At 57.2% G+C, this 18,726-nt stretch carries 19 protein-coding genes; 10 read left to right on the top strand and 9 right to left on the bottom strand.

The genetic code is table 11. The annotated features are described in order from the left end of the window. Window positions 1-22: 22 nt before the first annotated feature. Together AC4PCC_RS09260 and pyk are read left to right on the top strand one after the other, a co-directional pair. The gene (locus AC4PCC_RS09260; protein ID WP_492127178.1) at window positions 23-883 is read left to right on the top strand and encodes a MurR/RpiR family transcriptional regulator; all 861 of its coding nucleotides are present in this window, start codon (window positions 23-25) and stop codon (window positions 881-883) included. A gap of 111 nt (window positions 884-994) precedes the next feature. Next, window positions 995-2,437, top strand: coding sequence for a pyruvate kinase (gene pyk, locus AC4PCC_RS09255; protein WP_492127177.1), 1,443 nt, complete (start codon window positions 995-997; stop codon window positions 2,435-2,437). A 92-nt stretch (window positions 2,438-2,529) separates the two neighbouring features. On the opposite strand, the gene lpxM is transcribed toward pyk, so the two are convergent. The 3 genes from lpxM to znuA form a co-directional block, all read right to left on the bottom strand. Further along, window positions 2,530-3,498: a lauroyl-Kdo(2)-lipid IV(A) myristoyltransferase gene (gene lpxM, locus AC4PCC_RS09250; protein WP_067701156.1), complete on the bottom strand. Its 969-nt coding sequence runs from the start codon at window positions 3,496-3,498 to the stop codon at window positions 2,530-2,532. 129 nt (window positions 3,499-3,627) lie between these two features. Continuing rightward, on the bottom strand, window positions 3,628-4,953 hold the full coding sequence (gene mepM / locus AC4PCC_RS09245) for a murein DD-endopeptidase MepM (protein ID WP_492127176.1): 1,326 nt from the start codon (window positions 4,951-4,953) through the stop codon (window positions 3,628-3,630). A 13-nt stretch (window positions 4,954-4,966) separates the two neighbouring features. After that, window positions 4,967-5,914: a zinc ABC transporter substrate-binding protein ZnuA gene (gene znuA / locus AC4PCC_RS09240; RefSeq protein ID WP_492127175.1), complete on the bottom strand. Its 948-nt coding sequence runs from the start codon at window positions 5,912-5,914 to the stop codon at window positions 4,967-4,969. A 77-nt stretch (window positions 5,915-5,991) separates the two neighbouring features. Between znuA and znuC the strand changes: the two genes are divergently transcribed. Both znuC and znuB read left to right on the top strand, forming a co-directional pair. Next, window positions 5,992-6,744, top strand: coding sequence for a zinc ABC transporter ATP-binding protein ZnuC (gene znuC, locus AC4PCC_RS09235; protein ID WP_492127174.1), 753 nt, complete (start codon window positions 5,992-5,994; stop codon window positions 6,742-6,744). Next, entirely contained in the window at window positions 6,741-7,526 is a 786-nt protein-coding gene (gene znuB / locus AC4PCC_RS09230; RefSeq protein WP_492127173.1) for a zinc ABC transporter permease subunit ZnuB, read from the top strand. The genes znuC and znuB overlap by 4 nt, the downstream gene beginning before the upstream one ends. A 161-nt stretch (window positions 7,527-7,687) precedes the next feature. Here znuB and ruvB read toward each other — a convergent pair whose 3' ends face one another. The 6 genes from ruvB to aspS all read right to left on the bottom strand — a co-directional run bounded on the left by ruvB (window position 7,688) and on the right by aspS (window position 13,053). Continuing rightward, entirely contained in the window at window positions 7,688-8,692 is a 1,005-nt protein-coding gene (gene ruvB, locus AC4PCC_RS09225; protein ID WP_067701141.1) for a Holliday junction branch migration DNA helicase RuvB, read from the bottom strand. An 8-nt stretch (window positions 8,693-8,700) separates the two neighbouring features. After that, window positions 8,701-9,318: a Holliday junction branch migration protein RuvA gene (ruvA, locus tag AC4PCC_RS09220; RefSeq protein WP_067701137.1), complete on the bottom strand. Its 618-nt coding sequence runs from the start codon at window positions 9,316-9,318 to the stop codon at window positions 8,701-8,703. An 87-nt stretch (window positions 9,319-9,405) separates the two neighbouring features. Next, the gene (gene ruvC / locus AC4PCC_RS09215; RefSeq protein ID WP_067701134.1) at window positions 9,406-9,930 is read right to left on the bottom strand and encodes a crossover junction endodeoxyribonuclease RuvC; all 525 of its coding nucleotides are present in this window, start codon (window positions 9,928-9,930) and stop codon (window positions 9,406-9,408) included. A 43-nt stretch (window positions 9,931-9,973) separates the two neighbouring features. Then, the gene (locus tag AC4PCC_RS09210) at window positions 9,974-10,717 is read right to left on the bottom strand and encodes a YebC/PmpR family DNA-binding transcriptional regulator (RefSeq protein WP_067701131.1); all 744 of its coding nucleotides are present in this window, start codon (window positions 10,715-10,717) and stop codon (window positions 9,974-9,976) included. Between the two features lie 89 nt (window positions 10,718-10,806). Then, complete coding sequence (gene nudB / locus AC4PCC_RS09205) at window positions 10,807-11,253, bottom strand: dihydroneopterin triphosphate diphosphatase (RefSeq protein ID WP_492127172.1); 447 nt, start codon at window positions 11,251-11,253, stop codon at window positions 10,807-10,809. Continuing rightward, window positions 11,254-13,053: an aspartate--tRNA ligase gene (gene aspS / locus AC4PCC_RS09200; RefSeq protein ID WP_492127171.1), complete on the bottom strand. Its 1,800-nt coding sequence runs from the start codon at window positions 13,051-13,053 to the stop codon at window positions 11,254-11,256. 282 nt (window positions 13,054-13,335) lie between these two features. On the opposite strand from aspS, the gene AC4PCC_RS09195 reads away from it, so the two are divergent. From AC4PCC_RS09195 to AC4PCC_RS09170, 6 genes are all read left to right on the top strand, one after another. Beyond that, entirely contained in the window at window positions 13,336-13,899 is a 564-nt protein-coding gene (locus AC4PCC_RS09195) for a hydrolase (RefSeq protein WP_492127170.1), read from the top strand. Window positions 13,900-13,987: 88 nt separating this feature from the next. Beyond that, a complete protein-coding gene (locus AC4PCC_RS09190; protein WP_492127169.1) occupies window positions 13,988-14,812 on the top strand; it encodes a DUF72 domain-containing protein in 825 nt (274 codons plus the stop codon). A 105-nt stretch (window positions 14,813-14,917) separates the two neighbouring features. Then, window positions 14,918-15,313 (top strand): MAPEG family protein, encoded by a 396-nt coding sequence (locus tag AC4PCC_RS09185; protein ID WP_492127168.1) that lies wholly within the window; start codon window positions 14,918-14,920, stop codon window positions 15,311-15,313. A 117-nt stretch (window positions 15,314-15,430) separates the two neighbouring features. Further along, the gene (cmoA, locus tag AC4PCC_RS09180) at window positions 15,431-16,171 is read left to right on the top strand and encodes a carboxy-S-adenosyl-L-methionine synthase CmoA (protein ID WP_067701113.1); all 741 of its coding nucleotides are present in this window, start codon (window positions 15,431-15,433) and stop codon (window positions 16,169-16,171) included. After that, entirely contained in the window at window positions 16,168-17,136 is a 969-nt protein-coding gene (cmoB, locus tag AC4PCC_RS09175) for a tRNA 5-methoxyuridine(34)/uridine 5-oxyacetic acid(34) synthase CmoB (protein ID WP_492127482.1), read from the top strand. Before cmoA ends, cmoB begins: the two co-directional genes overlap by 4 nt. Window positions 17,137-17,384: 248 nt before the next feature. Next, complete coding sequence (locus AC4PCC_RS09170) at window positions 17,385-18,482, top strand: glycerol dehydrogenase (protein ID WP_492127167.1); 1,098 nt, start codon at window positions 17,385-17,387, stop codon at window positions 18,480-18,482. Window positions 18,483-18,726 lie beyond the last annotated feature (244 nt).

Genomic DNA, 18,726 nt, shown 5'->3' with positions numbered 1-18,726 from the left:
GAAAAGATGAGCGAAGCACGCCATGAATATGCTGGAAAAAATTCAGGTCACCCTGCTCCACCTGAGCAAATCCGAACGTAAGGTCGCGGAGGTGATTCTGGCCGCCCCGGAATCGGCCATCCATGCCAGTATTGCCCTGCTGGCCCGCGAGGCGGCGGTAAGTGAACCGACCGTGAACCGCTTTTGTCACAGAATGGGTACCAAAGGCTTTCCCGACTTCAAACTGGTACTGGCGCAAAGCCTGGCGAACGGTACCCCCTATGTCAGCCGGCATGTCGAAGAACAGGATAGCGCCGGAGCGTATCTGCAAAAGATTTTTGAATCGGCCATGGCCGGTCTCGACAGAGCGAAAAACAGCCTGGACGCCGTGGCCGTCAATCGCGCCGTCGACCTGCTTACGCAGTCGAAAAAGATCGCCTTTTTTGGCCTTGGCGCGTCTGCCGCCGTGGCTCACGATGCCATGAATAAATTTTTCCGCTTCAATGTACCGGTGATCTATTCCGATGATATTGTGATGCAGCGCATGTGCTGCATTAACAGTGCGGAAGGCGACGTGATCGTGCTTATCTCGCACACCGGGCGTACTAAAAATTTAGTCGAACTGGCGCAGCTTGCGCGGGAAAATGATGCTACCGCGCTGGCTATTACCTCGCCGGGGTCGCCCTTAGCGCTGGCAGCCACGCTGGCACTAACGCTTGACGTGCCGGAGGACACTGACATCTATATGCCGATGGTCTCCAGGCTGGCACAGCTCACGGTGGTGGACGTGCTGGCGACGGGGTTTACGCTGCGTCGGGGAGCCAGTTTTCGTGATAACCTCAAGCGGGTAAAGTCGGCGCTAAAAGAGTCACGTTTTGAAAAAGAGCCGCTCACGCCGGGTTAACTGCCCGAAGAGGCACAGAGGTTAATCATTCGTGGCCCGCCCGATAACAAGCGCTCACCTTTACCGGGGTTGCTGTGGCAACACCCCCTTATAACGTCAATGGAGTTATACATGTCAAGACGTCTCAGAAGAACCAAGATCGTTACCACGCTGGGTCCCGCTACCGATCGCGATAATAACCTCGAAAAAGTCATCGCCGCGGGTGCCAACGTTGTCCGTCTGAACTTCTCGCATGGTACGGCTGAAGATCATCTTCTCCGGGCGAATAAAGTGCGTGAAATCGCCGCGAAGATGGGGCGTCATGTGGCGATCCTCGGCGACCTGCAGGGGCCAAAAATTCGCGTCTCAACCTTCAAAGAGGGCAAGGTGTTCCTGAACATTGGCGATCGCTTCCTGCTCGACGCCAGCCTGGGGAAAGGTGAAGGCGACAGCGAGAAGGTGGGTATCGACTATAAAGGTCTGCCCGCCGACGTCGTGCCGGGGGATATTCTGCTACTGGACGACGGCCGCGTGCAGCTTAAAGTGCGCGAGGTCCAGGGCATGAAGGTCTTTACCGAAGTGACGGTGGGCGGCCCCCTTTCCAATAACAAAGGGATCAATAAGCTGGGCGGCGGCCTGTCTGCGGAAGCCCTCACCGAAAAAGACAAAGCGGACATCCTGACTGCGGCCAAAATCGGCTGTGACTATCTGGCCGTCTCCTTCCCGCGCTGTGGTGAAGACCTCAACTATGCCCGCCGCCTGGCGCGTGATGCCGGTTGTGATGCAAAAATCGTCTCCAAAGTTGAGCGTGCCGAAGCCGTTGCCAGCCAGGAGGCGATGGACGATATCATTCTGGCCTCTGACGTGGTGATGGTTGCCCGTGGCGATTTAGGGGTAGAGATCGGCGATCCCGAGCTGGTCGGTATCCAGAAAGCCCTGATCCGCCGTGCCCGTCAGCTTAACCGCTCGGTGATTACCGCCACCCAGATGATGGAGTCGATGATCACCAACCCGATGCCGACCCGCGCAGAGGTAATGGATGTGGCCAACGCCGTGCTTGATGGCACCGATGCGGTGATGCTCTCCGCCGAAACGGCGGCCGGACAGTATCCGGCTGAAACCGTCTCCGCAATGGCAAAAGTGTGCCTGGGGGCGGAAAAGATCCCGAGCATCAACGTGTCCAAACACCGGCTCGACGTGCAGTTTGATAATATCGAAGAAGCCATCGCCATGTCGGCAATGTATGCCGCTAACCATCTCCAAGGCGTTACGGCCATTATCACCATGACCGAGTCGGGGCGTACCGCGCTGATGACCTCGCGCATTACCTCCGGCCTGCCGATATTCGCCATGTCCCGCCATGAGCGCACGCTGAATCTGACCGCACTGTATCGCGGCGTGACGCCGGTGTTTTTCGACAGTGACAAGGATGGCGTCGCCGCAGCGCATGACGCCACTGACCTGCTGCGTGATAAGGGCTTTCTGATGTCCGGGGATCTGGTGATTATTACCCAGGGCGACGTGATGAGCACGACCGGTACCACCAATACCAGCCGTGTGCTGCGCGTGGAGTAGCGGCGCGATAGCCTCAGGCGATGTCGTGCAGCTTTAACCCGCACGGCGCTGGAGACGATTAAGGGCGGAATTTCCGCCCTTTTTACTGCGCACTACTTAGGATAGAGGTCCTTACGCCGGTAAGGTTCGATATCCCCCTCTTTACGCGTTTTCAGCAGCTTGAGGATCCAGGTGTACTGCTCGGGATGCGGGCGCACGAATACTTCCACCTCTTCGTTCATCCTCCGGGCCAGCGTGGTATCGTCGGCCTCCAGCAGGTCATCCATCGGTGGCCGCAGCAGGACGTCCAGCTGGTGCGTTTTGCTGTTATAAACCGGAAACAGCGGCACCACCCTGGCACGGCACACCTTCATCAGCCGCCCTACGGCAGGCAGCGTCGCCTTGTAGGTGGCAAAGAAATCGACAAACTCACTGTGTTCAGCACCGTGATCCTGATCGGGCAGATAGTAGCCCCAGTATCCCTGACGGACCGAGCTGATAAAGGGTTTGATGCCGTCATTGCGGGCATGCATTCTGCCACCAAAGCGACGGCGGATCGCGTTCCAGACGTAGTCCATCAGCGGATTGCGCTGGTTATGGAACATCGCCGCCATTTTCTGCCCTTCCGAGGCCAGCACCATAGCCGGAATATCGACCGCCCAGCCGTGCGGGACAAGGAAAATCACGTTCTCCCCCGCATCGCGACAGCTGTCAATGATTTCGCGGTTATGCCACTTAATGCGCGGACGGGTATGCGCAGGACGCAACGCCAGCTCAGCCATCATCACCATTGACTGTGGTGCAGTGGCAAACATATCGTCGATGATTTTTTCCCTTTCTGCTTCAGGAAGCTCAGGCAGGCAGTAATACAGATTAATCTGTGCCCGACGTCGTGCGCTTTTCGCAAATTTTCCCGCCAGCCGCCCCAGCGCGCCCAGCAGCGGATCGCGGAGGCGGGCTGGCACCCAGGCCAGTCCGGCACAGCAGCCAATCGCCAGCCAGTTGCCCCAGTAGCGCGGCATCAGAAAGGATTTCTGAAAAACGGGGATAAATTCAATGCTGCTTTTTTTGCTCTTTTCCATGCACTCGCCTCAAACAATAACCGGCCTATGATAGTGCCGACGGGCGATAATGCAATGCCCCATCATTTTACGGATAAAACGAAAAAGCCGGCGGGAGCATCCCGTCGGCTTAAGAAAAATCCGCTAAGCCTATTTGAAGCGCAGCTGCGGCATCACTTCCCGGACCTGGGCCAGATAAGCACTGCGCTCACTGCCGGTCAGGCCTTCCATCATTGGCAGCTTCGCCGTCAGTGGATTGACCGCCTGATTATTGATCCAGATTTCATAATGCAGATGGGGGCCGGTTGAGCGTCCGGTGTTGCCGGTTAAGGCGATACGATCGCCGCGCTTGACCTTCTGACCCGGCTTCACCAGCAGCGTTTTCAGGTGCATATAGCGGGTCATATACTGGCGACCGTGACGGATGGCAACGTAGTTCCCTGCCGCGCCGCTGCGCTTAGAGACGATAACTTCACCATCGCCCACCGCCAGCACTGGCGTGCCGATTGGCACCGCGAAATCAACGCCCTTATGCGGCGCAATGCGCCCCGTGACCGGGTTCAGACGACGGGGGTTATAGTTTGAGGAGATGCGATACTGTTTAACCGTGGGGAAGCGCATAAAGCCGCGGGCAAGCCCGGCGCCGCTGCGATCGTAGAACTTACCGTCATCGGCACGAATGGCATAATAATCCTTGCCGCCGCTCTCCAGGCGTACCCCTTTGAGCTGACTCTGCTGGGTCTTGCCATCCATCATCTCGCGGGACATCAGTACCGAGAATTTGTCACCGTGGCGCAGCTTGCGGAAGTCCATCTGCCACTGGAGGGCTTTGATCACCGCACTGATTTCCCCACTGCTCAGCCCTGCCTGTTTGGCGCTGGTGACAAAGCTGCCTTCAACCGTGCCGGAAAGCACGCTGCTTTTCCACTCGCCTTTCAGCATTTCAGAACTGACTTTGAAGGTATCGCCCGAGCGATCGTAGGTGCGGGTTTCGCGATGGGAGGCTTCCCAGGTGAGGCGCTGTAGCTGGCCGTCATCGGTCAGCGTCCAGGAAATTTGCTGGCCTACCTGTAAGTTACGCAGGTCTTTATCGGCTTTAACCAGCTGAGCGATGTCGCCCATATCAATGCCGTACTGATTCAGAACGCTACTCAGGGTATCGCCGGAGGACACGACATAGTCGTGCGTACCGGTTTCATTCTGCACGTCTTCATCTATTTCATCTTTAGGTACGTCATCTTCAGGGGCGGGCGTATCCTGATCGAGAGGTTCACTGGCCTCCGGCAGCAGCTTACGCAGCTGATTTTTATCCATCTCAATCGTTTTTACGATGGGATTTTCATCAGCGGTATGATGGACATAAGGCCGCCAGACAGAGACGGCCAGAGTAACAGCGGTAAGTGAACCCAGCATAATGCGGTGGGTTCTTGGCAATGTGTTGAACGCCATGGCGACAGCGCGGGCAATCTGCTGCACGTATTATATTCCTCTAGTCTCCTTTCAGGCAGCTCGCGTACTGGGTGGACAGCTGTGAGAGGAATTTCACATAGCTGTCTCTGCCCGGAGTGATGGCGGTGCCCAGTGGGTCCAGCGTACCAGAACGTACGTCAGTCCCGCGGGCAACGGCCTCAATCACGGCTGGCCTGAACTGTGGTTCAGCGAAGACGCAAACGGCCTTACGCTCAACCAGCTCTGTTCGTATTTGATGTAGTCGCTGCGCGCCGGGTTGGATCTCAGGGTTAACGGTAAAATGTCCCGTTTGGGTCAATCCGAAATGTTTTTCAAAGTAGCTGTAGGCATCGTGAAAAACGAAATAACCCTTTCCTTTCACCGGAGCAAGCTGAGACTCGATTTGCGAATCGGCGGTAGCCAATTCTGCCTCAAAATGCTGCAGGTTCGCGTCTAGTTTGTCTCTGCTTTGCGGCATAAGTTCCAACAATTTTGCGTGGATTGCAACCGCAGATTGCCTTGCGATTTCTGGGGACATCCACAGGTGCATATTGTACTCGCCATGATGATGAGTATGCCCCGACTCTTCATGGGCTTGTGACCCCTCTTCATGCCCTTGATCGTCATCATCGGCACCCCGAATAAGCAGGGGTTTTATCGCCGGCAGCGCGGCCAGTTCAATGGATTTCCCGGCGGGCAGTTGTCCCACCGCTTTCGGCATAAACGCCTCCATTTCCGGCCCCACCCATACCACCAGATCCGCGCTGCGCAGGCGTTTGACATCAGAAGGCCGCAGGGCATAATCATGTTCGGATGCGCCATCAGGCAGCAAAACCTGGACAGGCGTCACGCCGTCAGCTATGGCAGCAGCAATGAAGCCAAGGGGTTTAACCGAGGCGACAACCGCCGCCTGGGCAGGCAGGGTCAGCGAAGCGGCAAAGGCAAGCCCCGCAAGGGAGGCGAAGGCGGGTTTAATTTTATGTAACATAATGCGTCATTCCATCGTGAGGGGTCGATGGAATGTGATATTATAACATTCTAAAACTTCTGCAACCTGTAATCACTATGACCTCACTGATAAGCCTTGAAAAAATTTCGGTCAGCTTTGGTGCTCGTCGCGTCCTCTCCGAGGTGTCGCTTACGCTTAAGCCGGGGCGTATTCTGACGCTGCTCGGCCCTAACGGAGCAGGGAAATCTACCCTGGTTCGCGTAGTGCTGGGATTAATAAAACCCGACCAGGGTAGCCTCCACCGCCCTGCGCAGCTCCGTATCGGTTACGTTCCCCAAAAGATCCATTTGGATCCCACGTTACCGCTGACGGTTGAGCGCTTTATGCTGCTGCGCGGCGGTGTGCGGCGCGCGGATATCGTCCCGGCGCTTAGCCGTGTCCAGGCCGCCCAGCTGCTCAACTACCCGCTGCAAAAACTCTCCGGTGGGGAGATGCAGCGCGTACTGCTTGCCCGCGCCCTGCTCAACGAGCCGCAGCTGCTGGTGCTGGATGAGCCGACTCAGGGCGTTGACGTTAATGGTCAGGTCGCCCTCTACGACCTGATAGACCAGCTGCGTCATGAGCTGAACTGCGGCGTGCTGATGGTATCGCACGATCTGCATCTGGTGATGGCCAAGACCGACGAGGTGCTGTGCGTGAATCAGCATATTTGCTGTTCCGGCACGCCGGAAGCCGTGTCGCAGCATCCTGAATTTATCGCCATGTTTGGCTCTCAGGGAGCCCAGCAGCTGGCAATTTATCGCCACCATCATAACCATCGGCACGATCTCCAGGGACGTATCGTTTTACGCAGAGGAACAGGTCAGTGATTGAACTGCTTTTACCCGGCTGGCTGGCTGGGGTGTTACTGGCGCTGGCGGCTGGTCCGCTGGGGTCATTTGTGGTCTGGCGCCGTATGTCCTATTTTGGCGATACCTTAGCCCACGCCTCCCTTCTGGGCGTCGCGTTTGGCCTGTTGCTTAACGTCAGTCCGTTTTATGCGGTTATCGCCGTCACGCTGTTACTGGCGATGGTACTGGTCTGGCTGGAGCGTCGTCCCCACCTGGCGATCGATACGCTCCTGGGCATTATGGCGCACAGCGCGCTGTCGCTGGGGCTGGTGGTGGTCAGCCTGATGTCAAATGTGCGGGTGGATTTGATGGCCTATCTGTTTGGCGATCTGCTGTCGGTGACCCCAACCGATCTCTACAGCATTGCGGCGGGCGTGGCCGTGGTGCTTACGGTACTGGCATGTAACTGGCGTTCGCTGCTGTCAATGACCATTAGCCCTGAACTGGCGCAGGTGGATGGCGTGAATATTCAGCGCAGCAAAATGGTGTTAATGCTGGTGACCGCGCTGACCATCGGCGTGGCAATGAAGTTTGTCGGCGCGCTGATCATCACGTCGCTGCTGATCATCCCGGCGGCCACCGCCCGTCGCTTTGCGCGTTCGCCGGAACAGATGGCCGGCATTGCCGTGCTGGTGGGGATAGTGGCCGTGTCGGCGGGCCTGAGCTTCTCTGCTACCTGGGATACTCCGGCGGGGCCGTCGGTGGTTCTTGGGGCCTCACTGATGTTTTTACTCAGCATGGCGGTCAAACCCCGCGTCTGAGATAACAAACAAAAAAACACCCTGACAGCATAACGCTGGCAGGGTGTTTTTTTTTCGGTCTCATCTGACCCGGGCATGCGCGCAATACCGCTCCACGTTGATCCGCCCGACGGTCGGCTTATCACCATCGCGCCCTCTCCCGCACTCTCCGGAACCGGAGTCTACTCTTCCCGGGTGATGCCAAAATGCTTATAAGCATGCTGAGTGGCGATGCGCCCGCGCGGGGTGCGCTGAATGAATCCCTGCTGGATAAGATAAGGCTCCAGTACGTCTTCGATGGTTTCGCGCTCCTCACCAATTGCCGCAGCAAGGTTATCCAGCCCCACCGGACCACCGGTAAATTTGTCGATGATCGCCAGCAGCAGCTTGCGGTCCATATAGTCAAAACCCTCGGTATCGACGCTCAGCATATCCAGCGCACGGGATGCCACCTCGCCACTCAGGCTGCCCGCGGCGCGCACCTCCGAGAAGTCCCGTACGCGCCGCAGCAGTCGGTTTGCGATACGCGGTGTGCCGCGGGCGCGACGGGCAATTTCCAGCGCCCCTTCCTCGCTGAGCGGCAGACCCAGGCAGGCCGCGCTGCGCGCCACGATATACTGGAGATCCTCAACGCGGTAGAACTCCAGCCGCTGCACGATGCCGAAGCGATCGCGCAGGGGTGAGGTCAGCGATCCCGCCCGCGTGGTGGCGCCAATCAGGGTGAAGGGCGGCAGATCCAGCTTGATCGAGCGCGCGGCAGGGCCTTCGCCAATCATAATATCCAGCTGGTAGTCCTCCATCGCCGGATAGAGCACCTCTTCCACCACCGGTGACAGCCGGTGGATTTCATCAATAAACAGCACGTCGTGCGGTTCAAGGTTGGTCAGCATGGCCGCGAGATCGCCAGCCTTCTCCAGCACCGGCCCGGAGGTCGTGCGCAGGTTTACGCCCATCTCGTTGGCAACGATATTCGCCAGCGTGGTTTTACCCAGCCCCGGCGGGCCAAAAATCAGCAGGTGATCGAGCGCATCGCCACGCATTTTGGCTGCCTGGATAAAAATCTCCATCTGCTCGCGAACGACCGGCTGGCCGATATACTCCTCAAGCAGTTTGGGGCGAATAGCCCGATCAATGACCTCTTCTTCATTGATGGTTCCCGGCGAGACCAGGCGGTCGGCTTCAATCATGCTTTACCTCAGATAGCTGCGCGCAGGGCTTCGCGAATAAGCGTTTCGCAGTCGGCATTCGGGCGATCCACTTTTGCGATCATCCGGCTGGCTTCCTGAGGTTTATACCCCAGCGATACCAGCGCAGCAACCGCTTCACTTTCCGCATCATTGGATACTGCGGCGTTTTGCACTTCGCTGGTCAGTGCGAAAGGTGCATCGGCAGCAAACAGATCGCCATGCATACCTTTGAAGCGATCTTTCATTTCTACCACCAGCCGCTCGGCGGTTTTTTTGCCCACGCCTGGCAGTTTGACCAGCGCAGCGATCTCTTCCCGTTCTACGGCGGTCACAAACTGCTGGGCAGACATGCCGGAGAGGATAGCCAGCGCAAGCTTAGGCCCCACGCCGTTCACTTTGATCAGCTCGCGAAACAGCGCGCGCTCCTGCTTGCTGTTAAAACCAAACAGCAGCTGGGCATCTTCGCGCACAACAAAGTGGGTGAAGATCACCGCTTCGTGGTTCAGTTCGGGAAGCTCATAAAAGCAGGTCATCGGCATATGTACTTCATAGCCCACGCCGTTAGCTTCCAGCAATACCTGCGGCGGCTGCTTCTCAAGAATAATGCCTCGTAAACGACCAATCACATCTTACCCCTTATCTTTTAGGCTACCTGCTGATGAGCATCAGTGCGGGGTTATAGCATAAAAAAAGCTGGATGGATATCCAGCCTCTCAGGAACGCAGGCGACCACGCGCCAGGTTAAGCTGCCCTTCTCCCATGCGGTTAGCATTCTGGCTAACGTGACAGTGGGTGATGGCGATGGCCAGCGCATCGGCGGCATCCGCCTGGGGGTTTGCGGCCAGCTTAAGCAGCGTTCTGACCATATGCTGCACCTGGCTTTTTTCCGCGCTGCCCGTGCCGACCACGGTCTGTTTCACCTGCCGGGCGGCGTATTCAAACACCGGCAGGTCCTGATTTACCGCCGCCACGATTGCCGCACCGCGCGCCTGACCAAGCTTCAGCGCGGAGTCCGCATTCTTCGCCATAAACACCTGCTCAATGGCAAAATATTCCGGCTGGAACTGGGTAATAATCTCGCTGACGCCTGCATAAATCAGCTTCAGGCGGGTGGGTAAATCAGTCACCGAGGTGCGTATACAGCCGCTGCCCAGATAGGTCAGCTGCCGTCCGACCTGACGAATCACGCCATAGCCGGTTATGCGTGAACCTGGATCGATACCTAAAATGATCGCCATCACGCGTCTCCGGCCAGAGGGATTTTAAGTGAGTGCAACGCCATTAAAGGGTTGCCGCCACCTCATCAGAGATGTCACCGTTATGGTAGACTTCCTGCACATCGTCACAGTCTTCCAGCATATCAATCAGGCGCAGCAGTTTAGGTGCCGTTTCAGCATCCATATCGGCCTTCATTGATGGGATCATCGTGACCTCGGCGGATTCCACGGCCAGTCCCGCCGCTTCCAGCGCATCCTTCACCTCACCCAGCGACTCCCAGGCGGTGAACACGTCAATGGCACCGTCATCATAGGTCACCACATCTTCCGCTCCCGCTTCCAGCGCTGCGTCCATTACGCTGTCTTCTTCCAGACCTGGCGCAAATGACACCACACCTTTACGGGTAAACAGGTAGGCGACGGAGCCGTCCGTGCCGAGGTTGCCGCCGGTTTTGGTAAACGCGTGACGTACTTCGGAAACGGTACGGTTACGGTTATCACTCAGGCACTCGACCATCACAGCCGTGCCGCCGGGGCCGTAACCTTCATAGATGATGGTTTCCATGTTGCTGTCATCTTCACCGCCCACGCCGCGCGCAATAGCACGATTCATGGTATCGCGCGTCATGTTGTTTGACAGCGCCTTATCCATTGCCGCACGCAGGCGCGGGTTGGAGGCGGCATCGCCGCCGCCCAGCTTGGCCGCCGTGACCAGCTCGCGGATAATTTTGGTGAAAATCTTACCGCGTTTGGCATCCTGAGCCGCTTTGCGGTGTTTGGTATTTGCCCATTTACTGTGACCAGCCATTAATTCCTCTCTCCTCGATCCCTCACAGGCTACCTCAATGATAACGCCTGGATAGTCAGATAATTTAAAACCGTCTTGCGGTCAGAAAGTTAATCCAAAAGTGATACAACAAATTCTTCAATTGCCTGGCGGTTACTCCAGGATTTCGTTAGCTGCGCGGCCTCTTCGGCGGGCAGCCAGCAAAACGCCAGGTGCTCGCTCAGCATGATATCCCGCTCCGCTGGCAGAGCAAGACTGAACCAGTGCTCGGCGTTATGCGTGATATCAGGCGCATAGCGGTGGCGGAAATGCGCGAAGATTTCGAATTCTATCTGACGCTGGCAGTCGCTGACTGTGAGCTGCTCAGCGTTGACGTCAATTCCCGTCTCCTCCCACACTTCGCGCACGGCGGTTTCAGCCAGCGTTTCCGCAGGCTCCTGACTGCCGGTAACCGACTGCCAGAAGCTGCTGTCATCCCGCCGCTGCAGCATTAGCACCCGCCGGGTATCGCTGGCGTAAATCACCACCAGCACCGATACCGGATGCTTAAAAGCCATTTACTCGCTCTCTGATGACGAATCAGACGCGCGGGCCTGCTGTTGTTTCACGACTTCAATGCCCAGTTCGCCCAGCGATGCCGGGTTCGCGAAGCTTGGGGCCTCGGTCATCAGGCAGGCTGCCGCCGTCGTTTTCGGGAACGCGATCACGTCACGGATGTTATCCGTGCCAGTCAGCAGCATCACCAGACGGTCGAGGCCAAACGCCAGACCCGCATGCGGCGGCGTACCGTACTTGAGCGCATCCAGCAGGAAGCCAAATTTCTCACGCTGTTCCTGCCCGGTAATGCCGAGAATGCCAAACACCGTCTGCTGCATCTGCCCATTATGAATACGCACGGAGCCGCCGCCGACTTCATAGCCGTTAATGACCATATCGTACGCGTTGGCAATAGCCGCTTCGGGAGCCGCTTTCAGCTCGTCCGGCGTCAGCTCTTTCGGCGCGGTGAACGGATGGTGCATCGCGGTCAGACCCTCTTCACCGTCATCCTCAAACATCGGGAAGTCGATAACCCACAGCGGCTTCCAGGCGGCAGCATCGGTGATGGCCAGGTCGCGGCCCAGCTTCAGGCGCAGCGCACCCAGCGCATCAGCCACCACTTTCGCCCTGTCAGCGCCGAAGAAGATCATATCGCCGTCGGCGGCGTCGGTCCGGGCCAGAATGGACTCAACGATGTCCGCATTCAGGAACCTGGCCACCGGGCTGGTGATGCCTTCCAGGCCTTTCGCGCGCTCATTGACCTTGATATAAGCCAGACCTTTCGCGCCGTAAATTTCAATAAACTTGCCGTATTCGTCAATCTGTTTACGACTGAGCTGTGCGCCGCCCGGCACACGAAGCGCCGCCACGCGACCTTTAGGATCATTAGCCGGCCCGGAGAACACCTTAAACTCAACGGTATTCAGCAGGTCAGCAACGTCCACCAGCTCCATCGGATTGCGCAGGTCCGGCTTATCAGAGCCGTAACGACGCATCGCCTCTTCGAAGGTCATTGTGGGGAAATCACCCAGATCAACGCCCTTCACGTCCTGCCACAGCTCGCGCACCAGACGTTCCATGATCTCACGCACCTGTGGGGCGGTCATAAACGAGGTTTCAACATCGATCTGGGTAAATTCAGGCTGGCGATCGGCGCGTAAATCTTCATCGCGGAAGCATTTGACCACCTGATAGTAGCGGTCGAAGCCCGACATCATCAGCAGCTGTTTAAACAGCTGAGGCGACTGCGGCAGAGCATAGAACTTGCCTTTATGTACGCGGCTGGGTACCAGGTAGTCGCGCGCGCCTTCCGGCGTGGCCTTGGTCAACATCGGCGTTTCGATATCCAGAAAGCCGTTGTCATCCATAAAGCGACGGACGAAGCTGGTGATTTTAGCGCGCGCCTTCAGGCGCTGAGCCATATCCGGGCGGCGCAGATCGAGGTAGCGGTACTTAAGACGGGCTTCCTCGCTGTTGACCTGATTGGAATCCAGCGGCAACGGCTCGGCGCGGTTGATAATGCTCAGGTCGGTGGCAAACACTTCGATCTCACCGGTCGGCATCTCGCTGTTTTTATTTTTATCGTCGCGAGCGCGGACGGTGCCGGTGAGCTGAATGCAAAATTCGTTACGGAGTTCAGAGGCCAGCTGGAAAGCTTCCTGACGGTCCGGATCGAAAAATACCTGTACGATACCTTCGCGATCGCGCATATCAATAAAGATCAGGCTGCCCAGGTCGCGGCGGCGGTTGACCCAACCGCACAGTGTCACTTGCTGGCCTACGTGGGACAGATTGAGCTGTCCGCAATAATCAGTACGCATAACGATATCCTTTAAACTTCGCCGCTCACGCGCAGCAGTTTTGTTGTCTCTGCCCATGCAGGCGATGCTGTCGCGAAAAATGGCGGCCATTATAATTGAAAAAGCCCGGCGCGATAAGAGCCGTAACCGCATCAACGCCCCCGAAAGCGGGCAAAATAGCCCGCAGACACCCCGCCTCTCATAAACGCTAACAAATTTCACCCTTTGCGAACATTGTTCTTATCGCAGAAAAAGCGGGATTAGCTGTATTCTCAATGGTTTCCCTTTTGCACCGGAGAGACGATGTTAGAGATAAATGCAGCTAAAACCGCACTGGTATTAATCGACCTTCAGGAAGGGATCCTGCCCTTTGCCGGTGGCCCACACAGCGCATCTGAGGTGGTCACCCGCGCCGCAACGCTTGCCGCGACGTTTCGCGCCGTCAATGCCCCGGTAGTGCTGGTGCGCGTGGGCTGGGCCAAAGACTTCGGCGACGCGCCGAAGCAGCCGGTCGATGTCAGCCACGGCGGTGCCTTGCCCGGGAACTGGTGGGTCTACCCCGCCGCGCTGGGCAAAGAGGAGAGCGACATCGAAGTAACCAAGCATCAGTGGGGCGCATTCTACGGCACCGACCTGGAGTTACAGCTGCGCCGACGGGGTATTGATACCATCGTGCTGGGCGGTATCTCCACCAATATTGGCGTGGAGTCCACCGCGCGTAACGCCTGGGAGCTGGGTTTCAACCTGATCGTCGCTGAGGACGTTTGCAGCGCGGGCAGCACCGACCAGCACGAGGGCAGCATGAAAAATATTTTCCCGCGCCTGGGCCGTGTCCGTCACTCCGCCGACATTATCGCCGCATTATAAGCTGACAGCCCGTCACGCCTGCTGACGGGTTGCACTCCGCTGCTGGCCTCGTTACATTTCCTGCTGGACGATACGAGAGGGAACGCCGGTGAAGCCTTTTTATCTTGGACTGCCGCAGTGGCAGCATCCTCAGTGGAAGAAGCTGGGTATTGCTACCCTTGCGGACTATGCCCGCTATTTTAACTGCGTAGAGGGTAATACCACGCTTTATGCCCTGCCGAGGCCGGAGATCGTGCAGCGTTGGTACGACATGACGCACGACGACTTCCGCTTCTGCTTTAAATTCCCGGCGACCATCAGCCATCAGTCGGCTCTGCGCAACTGTCAGGATCTCACCGCAGAATTTTTTAGCCTGCTCGCCCCGCTTGATGCGCGCATGGGTCAGTACTGGCTGCAGCTGCCTCCGGCTTTCGGCCCGGATGAGCTACCGGTACTCTGGGCATTTCTGGATACCCTGCCCTCTGGCTTTCGCTACGGCGTGGAGGTCCGTCATCCGGCATTTTTCACCAAGGGAGACGCTGAACGGGCGCTTAACCGTGGGTTGCACGACCGTGGCGTTAACCGGGTGATCCTCGATACGCGCGGCGTACATTCGGCAAAACCGAGTAATCCAGCCATTATCGAAGCACAGCGCAAGAAACCGGTACTGCCGGTGCATGCGGTGAAGACCGCCGATCAGCCGATGATTCGATTTATCGGCGGTGACGATCCCGGGGCTAATCTGGCCTGGTTTCAATCCTGGCGGGCGCTGCTGCCGCGATGGGCCGAACAGGGCCAGCCCTGGCTGTTCATCCATACCCCCGACATTGGCTTTGCACCCGACCTGGTTCAGGCTCTCTGGCCCACCCTGCAGGCGATCCTGCCGCAGTGCGGAGAAGCGCCGGACTGGCCGCAGCAGGCGCAGCTGTTCTGACGCTGAACGTCAGAAATCATCCTCAACGTGTCGCCATTCCCTGACAGATTGCACTTTCATCGCTATGATGTTGCCAGATATTTTTAATAAAACGATGGAGTTGGAATGGTCAGCGCCCTGTATGTTGTGCTTGGTGCCCTGTTTCTTATCAAGCTGTCTTTAAACGTTTCACGCCTGCGTCAGCAGTATCGGGTTGCCTGGGGTGACGGCGGATTTTACGAGCTGCAAATCGCGCTGCGCATTCACAGCGGTGCGGTGGGATTTATCCCGATCGCTGCCCTGCTGCTAATTAGTATGGAAATGAACGGCGCTGATATCTGGCTGCTGCATCTTACCGCGCTGTTTTTTTTCCTGGGCCGCCTGCTGCATATCTATGGCCTGCGCACCAGCACCCGGTTGTGGCGCAAGAATGGCACGACTATTTCCATTCTTTCGCTGCTGGGAATGGTGATTATCAATTTGATTTACCTGCCCTGGGACCTGGTTCTGACGCTGCGCTAACGCTAAAACGGGCAGGCGCTACCGCCCCGCCGATCGCCCCGCGTGGCAGAAAGGGTGCAGCCTGCGCCGCTTTCTGCCAGAATACCGCCTTTCCGTTTTCCTTTCGGACTTACCACTATGTCTAACCGCGATATGCTGTTCTCCGCGCCAATTGCCAAACTGGGTGACTGGACGTTTGACGAGCGCGTGGCTGAAGTTTTTCCCGATATGATCCAGCGCTCGGTGCCGGGTTATTCGAATATCATTTCGATGATCGGCATGCTGGCCGAACGTTTTGTCCAGCCCGACACGCAGATCTATGACCTGGGCTGCTCGCTGGGCGCGGCGACGCTCTCCGTGCGCCGTAATATTCATGTTAATGGCTGTAAGATTATCTCCGTTGATAATTCTCCGGCCATGGTTGAGCGCTGCCGCCGCCATATTGATGCTTTCCGGGCCGACACGCCGGTTGAGGTTATCGAAGCGGATATCCGAGATATCACCATTGAAAATGCCTCAATGGTGGTGCTGAACTTCACCCTGCAATTTCTGGAGCCCGCCGAGCGGCAGCAGCTGTTGAACAACGTCTGGCAGGGGCTGCGTCCCGGCGGCGCGCTGGTCCTGTCGGAGAAGTTCAGCTTTGCCGACCAGGACGTCGGTGAGCTGCTGTTTAACATGCATCACGATTTTAAACGAGCCAATGGCTACAGCGAGCTCGAGATCAGCCAGAAGCGCAGTATGCTGGAGAACGTTATGCTAACGGACAGCGTGGAAACCCATAAACAGCGGCTGCGTACCGCCGGTTTTGAACATGCTGAACTCTGGTTCCAGTGTTTTAATTTCGGCTCGCTGATCGCGCTTAAAGCAGGATCTGCCTGATGGATTTTGGAAATTTTTACCAGCTTATTGCCAAAGGTCCACTGGCCCACTGGCTGGAAACGCTCCCTGCCCAGCTTGCCGCCTGGCAACGCGAGCAGCTGCACGGTCATTTCAAAAACTGGGATCGATCGGTGGAGTACCTGCCTGCGCTGACGCCCGAGACGCTGGATTTGCTGCACGGCGTCAGCGCTGACAGCAGCCAGCTGAGCGATCGCCAGCGCGACGGTATTGAGAAACTGCTGCGTAATCTGATGCCCTGGCGTAAAGGTCCGTTTTCACTCTACGGCGTGAACATTGATACCGAGTGGCGCTCGGACTGGAAATGGACGCGCGTACTGCCGCACATTTCACCGCTGGCGGGCAGGACAATTCTGGACGTGGGCTGCGGCAGCGGCTATCACCTGTGGCGGATGGTGGGTGCTGGCGCCAGCCTGGCGGTGGGCATCGATCCGATGCAGCTGTTTTTATGCCAGTTCGAGGCGGTACGTAAGCTATTGGGCAGCGATCAGCGCGCGCATCTGCTGCCGTTAGGTATTGAGCAGCTTCCCGAACTCAAGGCGTTTGATACCGTTTTCTCTATGGGCGTGTTGTATCACCGCCGTTCACCGCTTGATCATCTGCTCCAGTTGAAAAACCAGCTGGTGAGCGGCGGTGAGCTGGTGCTGGAGACGCTGGTGATTGAGGGCGGCGAGCGGGATGTCCTGGTGCCGGGCGAGCGATATGCGCAGATGCGCAACGTCTATTTCATTCCCTCTACCGGTGCGCTGAAAGGGTGGCTGGAGAAGTGCGGATTCGAGGACGTGCGTATTGTGGATTATTCACGCACTACGACGGACGAACAGCGCCGTACCGACTGGATGGTGACCGGCTCACTCGCAGAGTTCCTTGACCCCGATGACAGTTCTAAAACCGTCGAGGGCTACCCGGCTCCGCTGCGCGCGGTACTGGTGGCGCGCAAGCCTTAAGACCGCGCCCGCTTTTTGCCCCGTACCCGCTGAGGCGGCACGCCCTGTGCCGCCTCAGATTAAGGCTATTCCGGATGATGTTGCCCTTAAACCCCGTTCGATTTCGCTCCGACGCCCTGACGTAGTTTTCAGCAGTTTCAACTTATGTGCAACTTTCCGAAAAGCGTTTTTTAACAAGCCACGACGCGATAAAAATACCAGGATAAAGGAGACACACTTCTGTTTTATTTCATTACAAGGAGTCTTGCATGAGTAAGTTTGTATTCTCTTCACCGCGGAAATATGTTCAGGGTGCAGGCGTGTTGGCCCAGCTGGGCGAGTACGTCGCCGAGCTTGGCAACAACGCGTTTGTGGTCGCGGACGACATCGTCTGGGGGCTGATTGGAAAAGATGTCGAAACCTCACTGAAGCAGAACAACATTGCGTTTCACTATCAGCAGTTCAATGGTGAAGCCTCCAGTAATGAAATTACCCGCCTGGCAGGACTGGCAAAAAACGGCGGAGCCAGCCTGGTCGTCGGTCTCGGCGGTGGGAAAACCCTGGATACCGTGAAAGCCGTCGCGGATGAACTGAAGCAGCCTGTGGTTATCGTTCCGACGATTGCATCAACGGATGCCCCCTGTAGCGCACTGTCGGTGATCTATTCGGATAGCGGCGTGTTTGAAAGCTACCGTTTCTACAGTAAAAACCCTGACCTGGTGCTGGTAGATACTCAGGTTTGCGCCCGTGCACCGGTCAGATTGTTCGCTTCCGGTATTGCCGATGGGCTGGCGACCTTTGTTGAGGCGCAGGCGGTAAAACGCTCGCACAGTAAGTCGATGGTCAATGGCGATCCGACCATTGCGGGCATGGCTATTGCCGAGGCCTGTGAAAAAACGCTGCTGACCTATGGGTTCAGCGCTTATCAGGCCGTCGAGAAAAAGCTGGTGACGCCCGCCGTGGAGGCCGTGGTTGAGGCGAATACGCTGCTTTCCGGACTGGGGTTTGAGAATGCAGGACTGGCAGGCGCGCATGCGATCCATAATGGTTTTACCGCCATCGAAGGCGATATTCATCATCTTACCCACGGTGAGAAGGTAGCCTATGGTACGTTGACGCAGATGGTGCTTGAGCAGCGTCCGGATGAGGAGATTGCCCGCTATATTCGTTTTTATCGCGCGATTAAGATGCCGGTTACGCTGAAGGAGCTGCATCTGGAAAATGAGAGCTGGGAGAATCTGGTGAAGATTGGCGCACTGGCCAATAACGAAGGGGATACGCTTAAGAATCTCAATCCGAATCTCAGCGCAGAGGATATTGCCAGCGCCATTCTGGCCGTTGATGCTTTCAGTCAGACGGTTAAATAGCGCCCTTTCGTTCAAGTCCTTCGTCGGCGGGTGGGGCCCGGCTGGCTAAGGTTTGGTGCCGTCGCCTACGGGTGGGGCCCGGCGCTACAAAAGCTGGAGGTGTCGCCTGGGGGTGGGGCCCGGTGCCTACAGGTCTGGTGCCGTCGCCTACGGGTGGTGCCCGGCGCTACAAAAGCTGGAGGTGTCGCCTGGGGGTGGGGCCCGGTGCCTACAGGTCTGGTGCCGTCGCCTACGGGTGGTGCCC

This window comes from Erwinia sp. L03-1 (assembly GCF_058686115.1).
This window is presented reverse-complemented; position numbering and strand designations above follow the sequence as displayed.

Bases quoted from the DNA above. Each gene is read 5' to 3' on its own strand.
- AC4PCC_RS09260 (WP_492127178.1), top strand. From the start codon at position 23: ATGAATATGCTGGAAAAAATTCAGGTCACCCTGCTCCACCTGAGCAAA.
- pyk (WP_492127177.1), top strand. From the start codon at position 995: ATGTCAAGACGTCTCAGAAGAACCAAGATCGTTACCACGCTGGGTCCC.
- lpxM (WP_067701156.1), bottom strand. From the start codon at position 3,498: ATGGAAAAGAGCAAAAAAAGCAGCATTGAATTTATCCCCGTTTTTCAG.
- znuA (WP_492127175.1), bottom strand. From the start codon at position 5,914: ATGTTACATAAAATTAAACCCGCCTTCGCCTCCCTTGCGGGGCTTGCC.
- znuC (WP_492127174.1), top strand. From the start codon at position 5,992: ATGACCTCACTGATAAGCCTTGAAAAAATTTCGGTCAGCTTTGGTGCT.
- ruvB (WP_067701141.1), bottom strand. From the start codon at position 8,692: ATGATTGAAGCCGACCGCCTGGTCTCGCCGGGAACCATCAATGAAGAA.
- ruvC (WP_067701134.1), bottom strand. From the start codon at position 9,930: ATGGCGATCATTTTAGGTATCGATCCAGGTTCACGCATAACCGGCTAT.
- AC4PCC_RS09210 (WP_067701131.1), bottom strand. From the start codon at position 10,717: ATGGCTGGTCACAGTAAATGGGCAAATACCAAACACCGCAAAGCGGCT.
- nudB (WP_492127172.1), bottom strand. From the start codon at position 11,253: ATGGCTTTTAAGCATCCGGTATCGGTGCTGGTGGTGATTTACGCCAGC.
- aspS (WP_492127171.1), bottom strand. From the start codon at position 13,053: ATGCGTACTGATTATTGCGGACAGCTCAATCTGTCCCACGTAGGCCAG.
- AC4PCC_RS09195 (WP_492127170.1), top strand. From the start codon at position 13,336: ATGTTAGAGATAAATGCAGCTAAAACCGCACTGGTATTAATCGACCTT.
- AC4PCC_RS09185 (WP_492127168.1), top strand. From the start codon at position 14,918: ATGGTCAGCGCCCTGTATGTTGTGCTTGGTGCCCTGTTTCTTATCAAG.
- cmoA (WP_067701113.1), top strand. From the start codon at position 15,431: ATGTCTAACCGCGATATGCTGTTCTCCGCGCCAATTGCCAAACTGGGT.
- AC4PCC_RS09170 (WP_492127167.1), top strand. From the start codon at position 17,385: ATGAGTAAGTTTGTATTCTCTTCACCGCGGAAATATGTTCAGGGTGCA.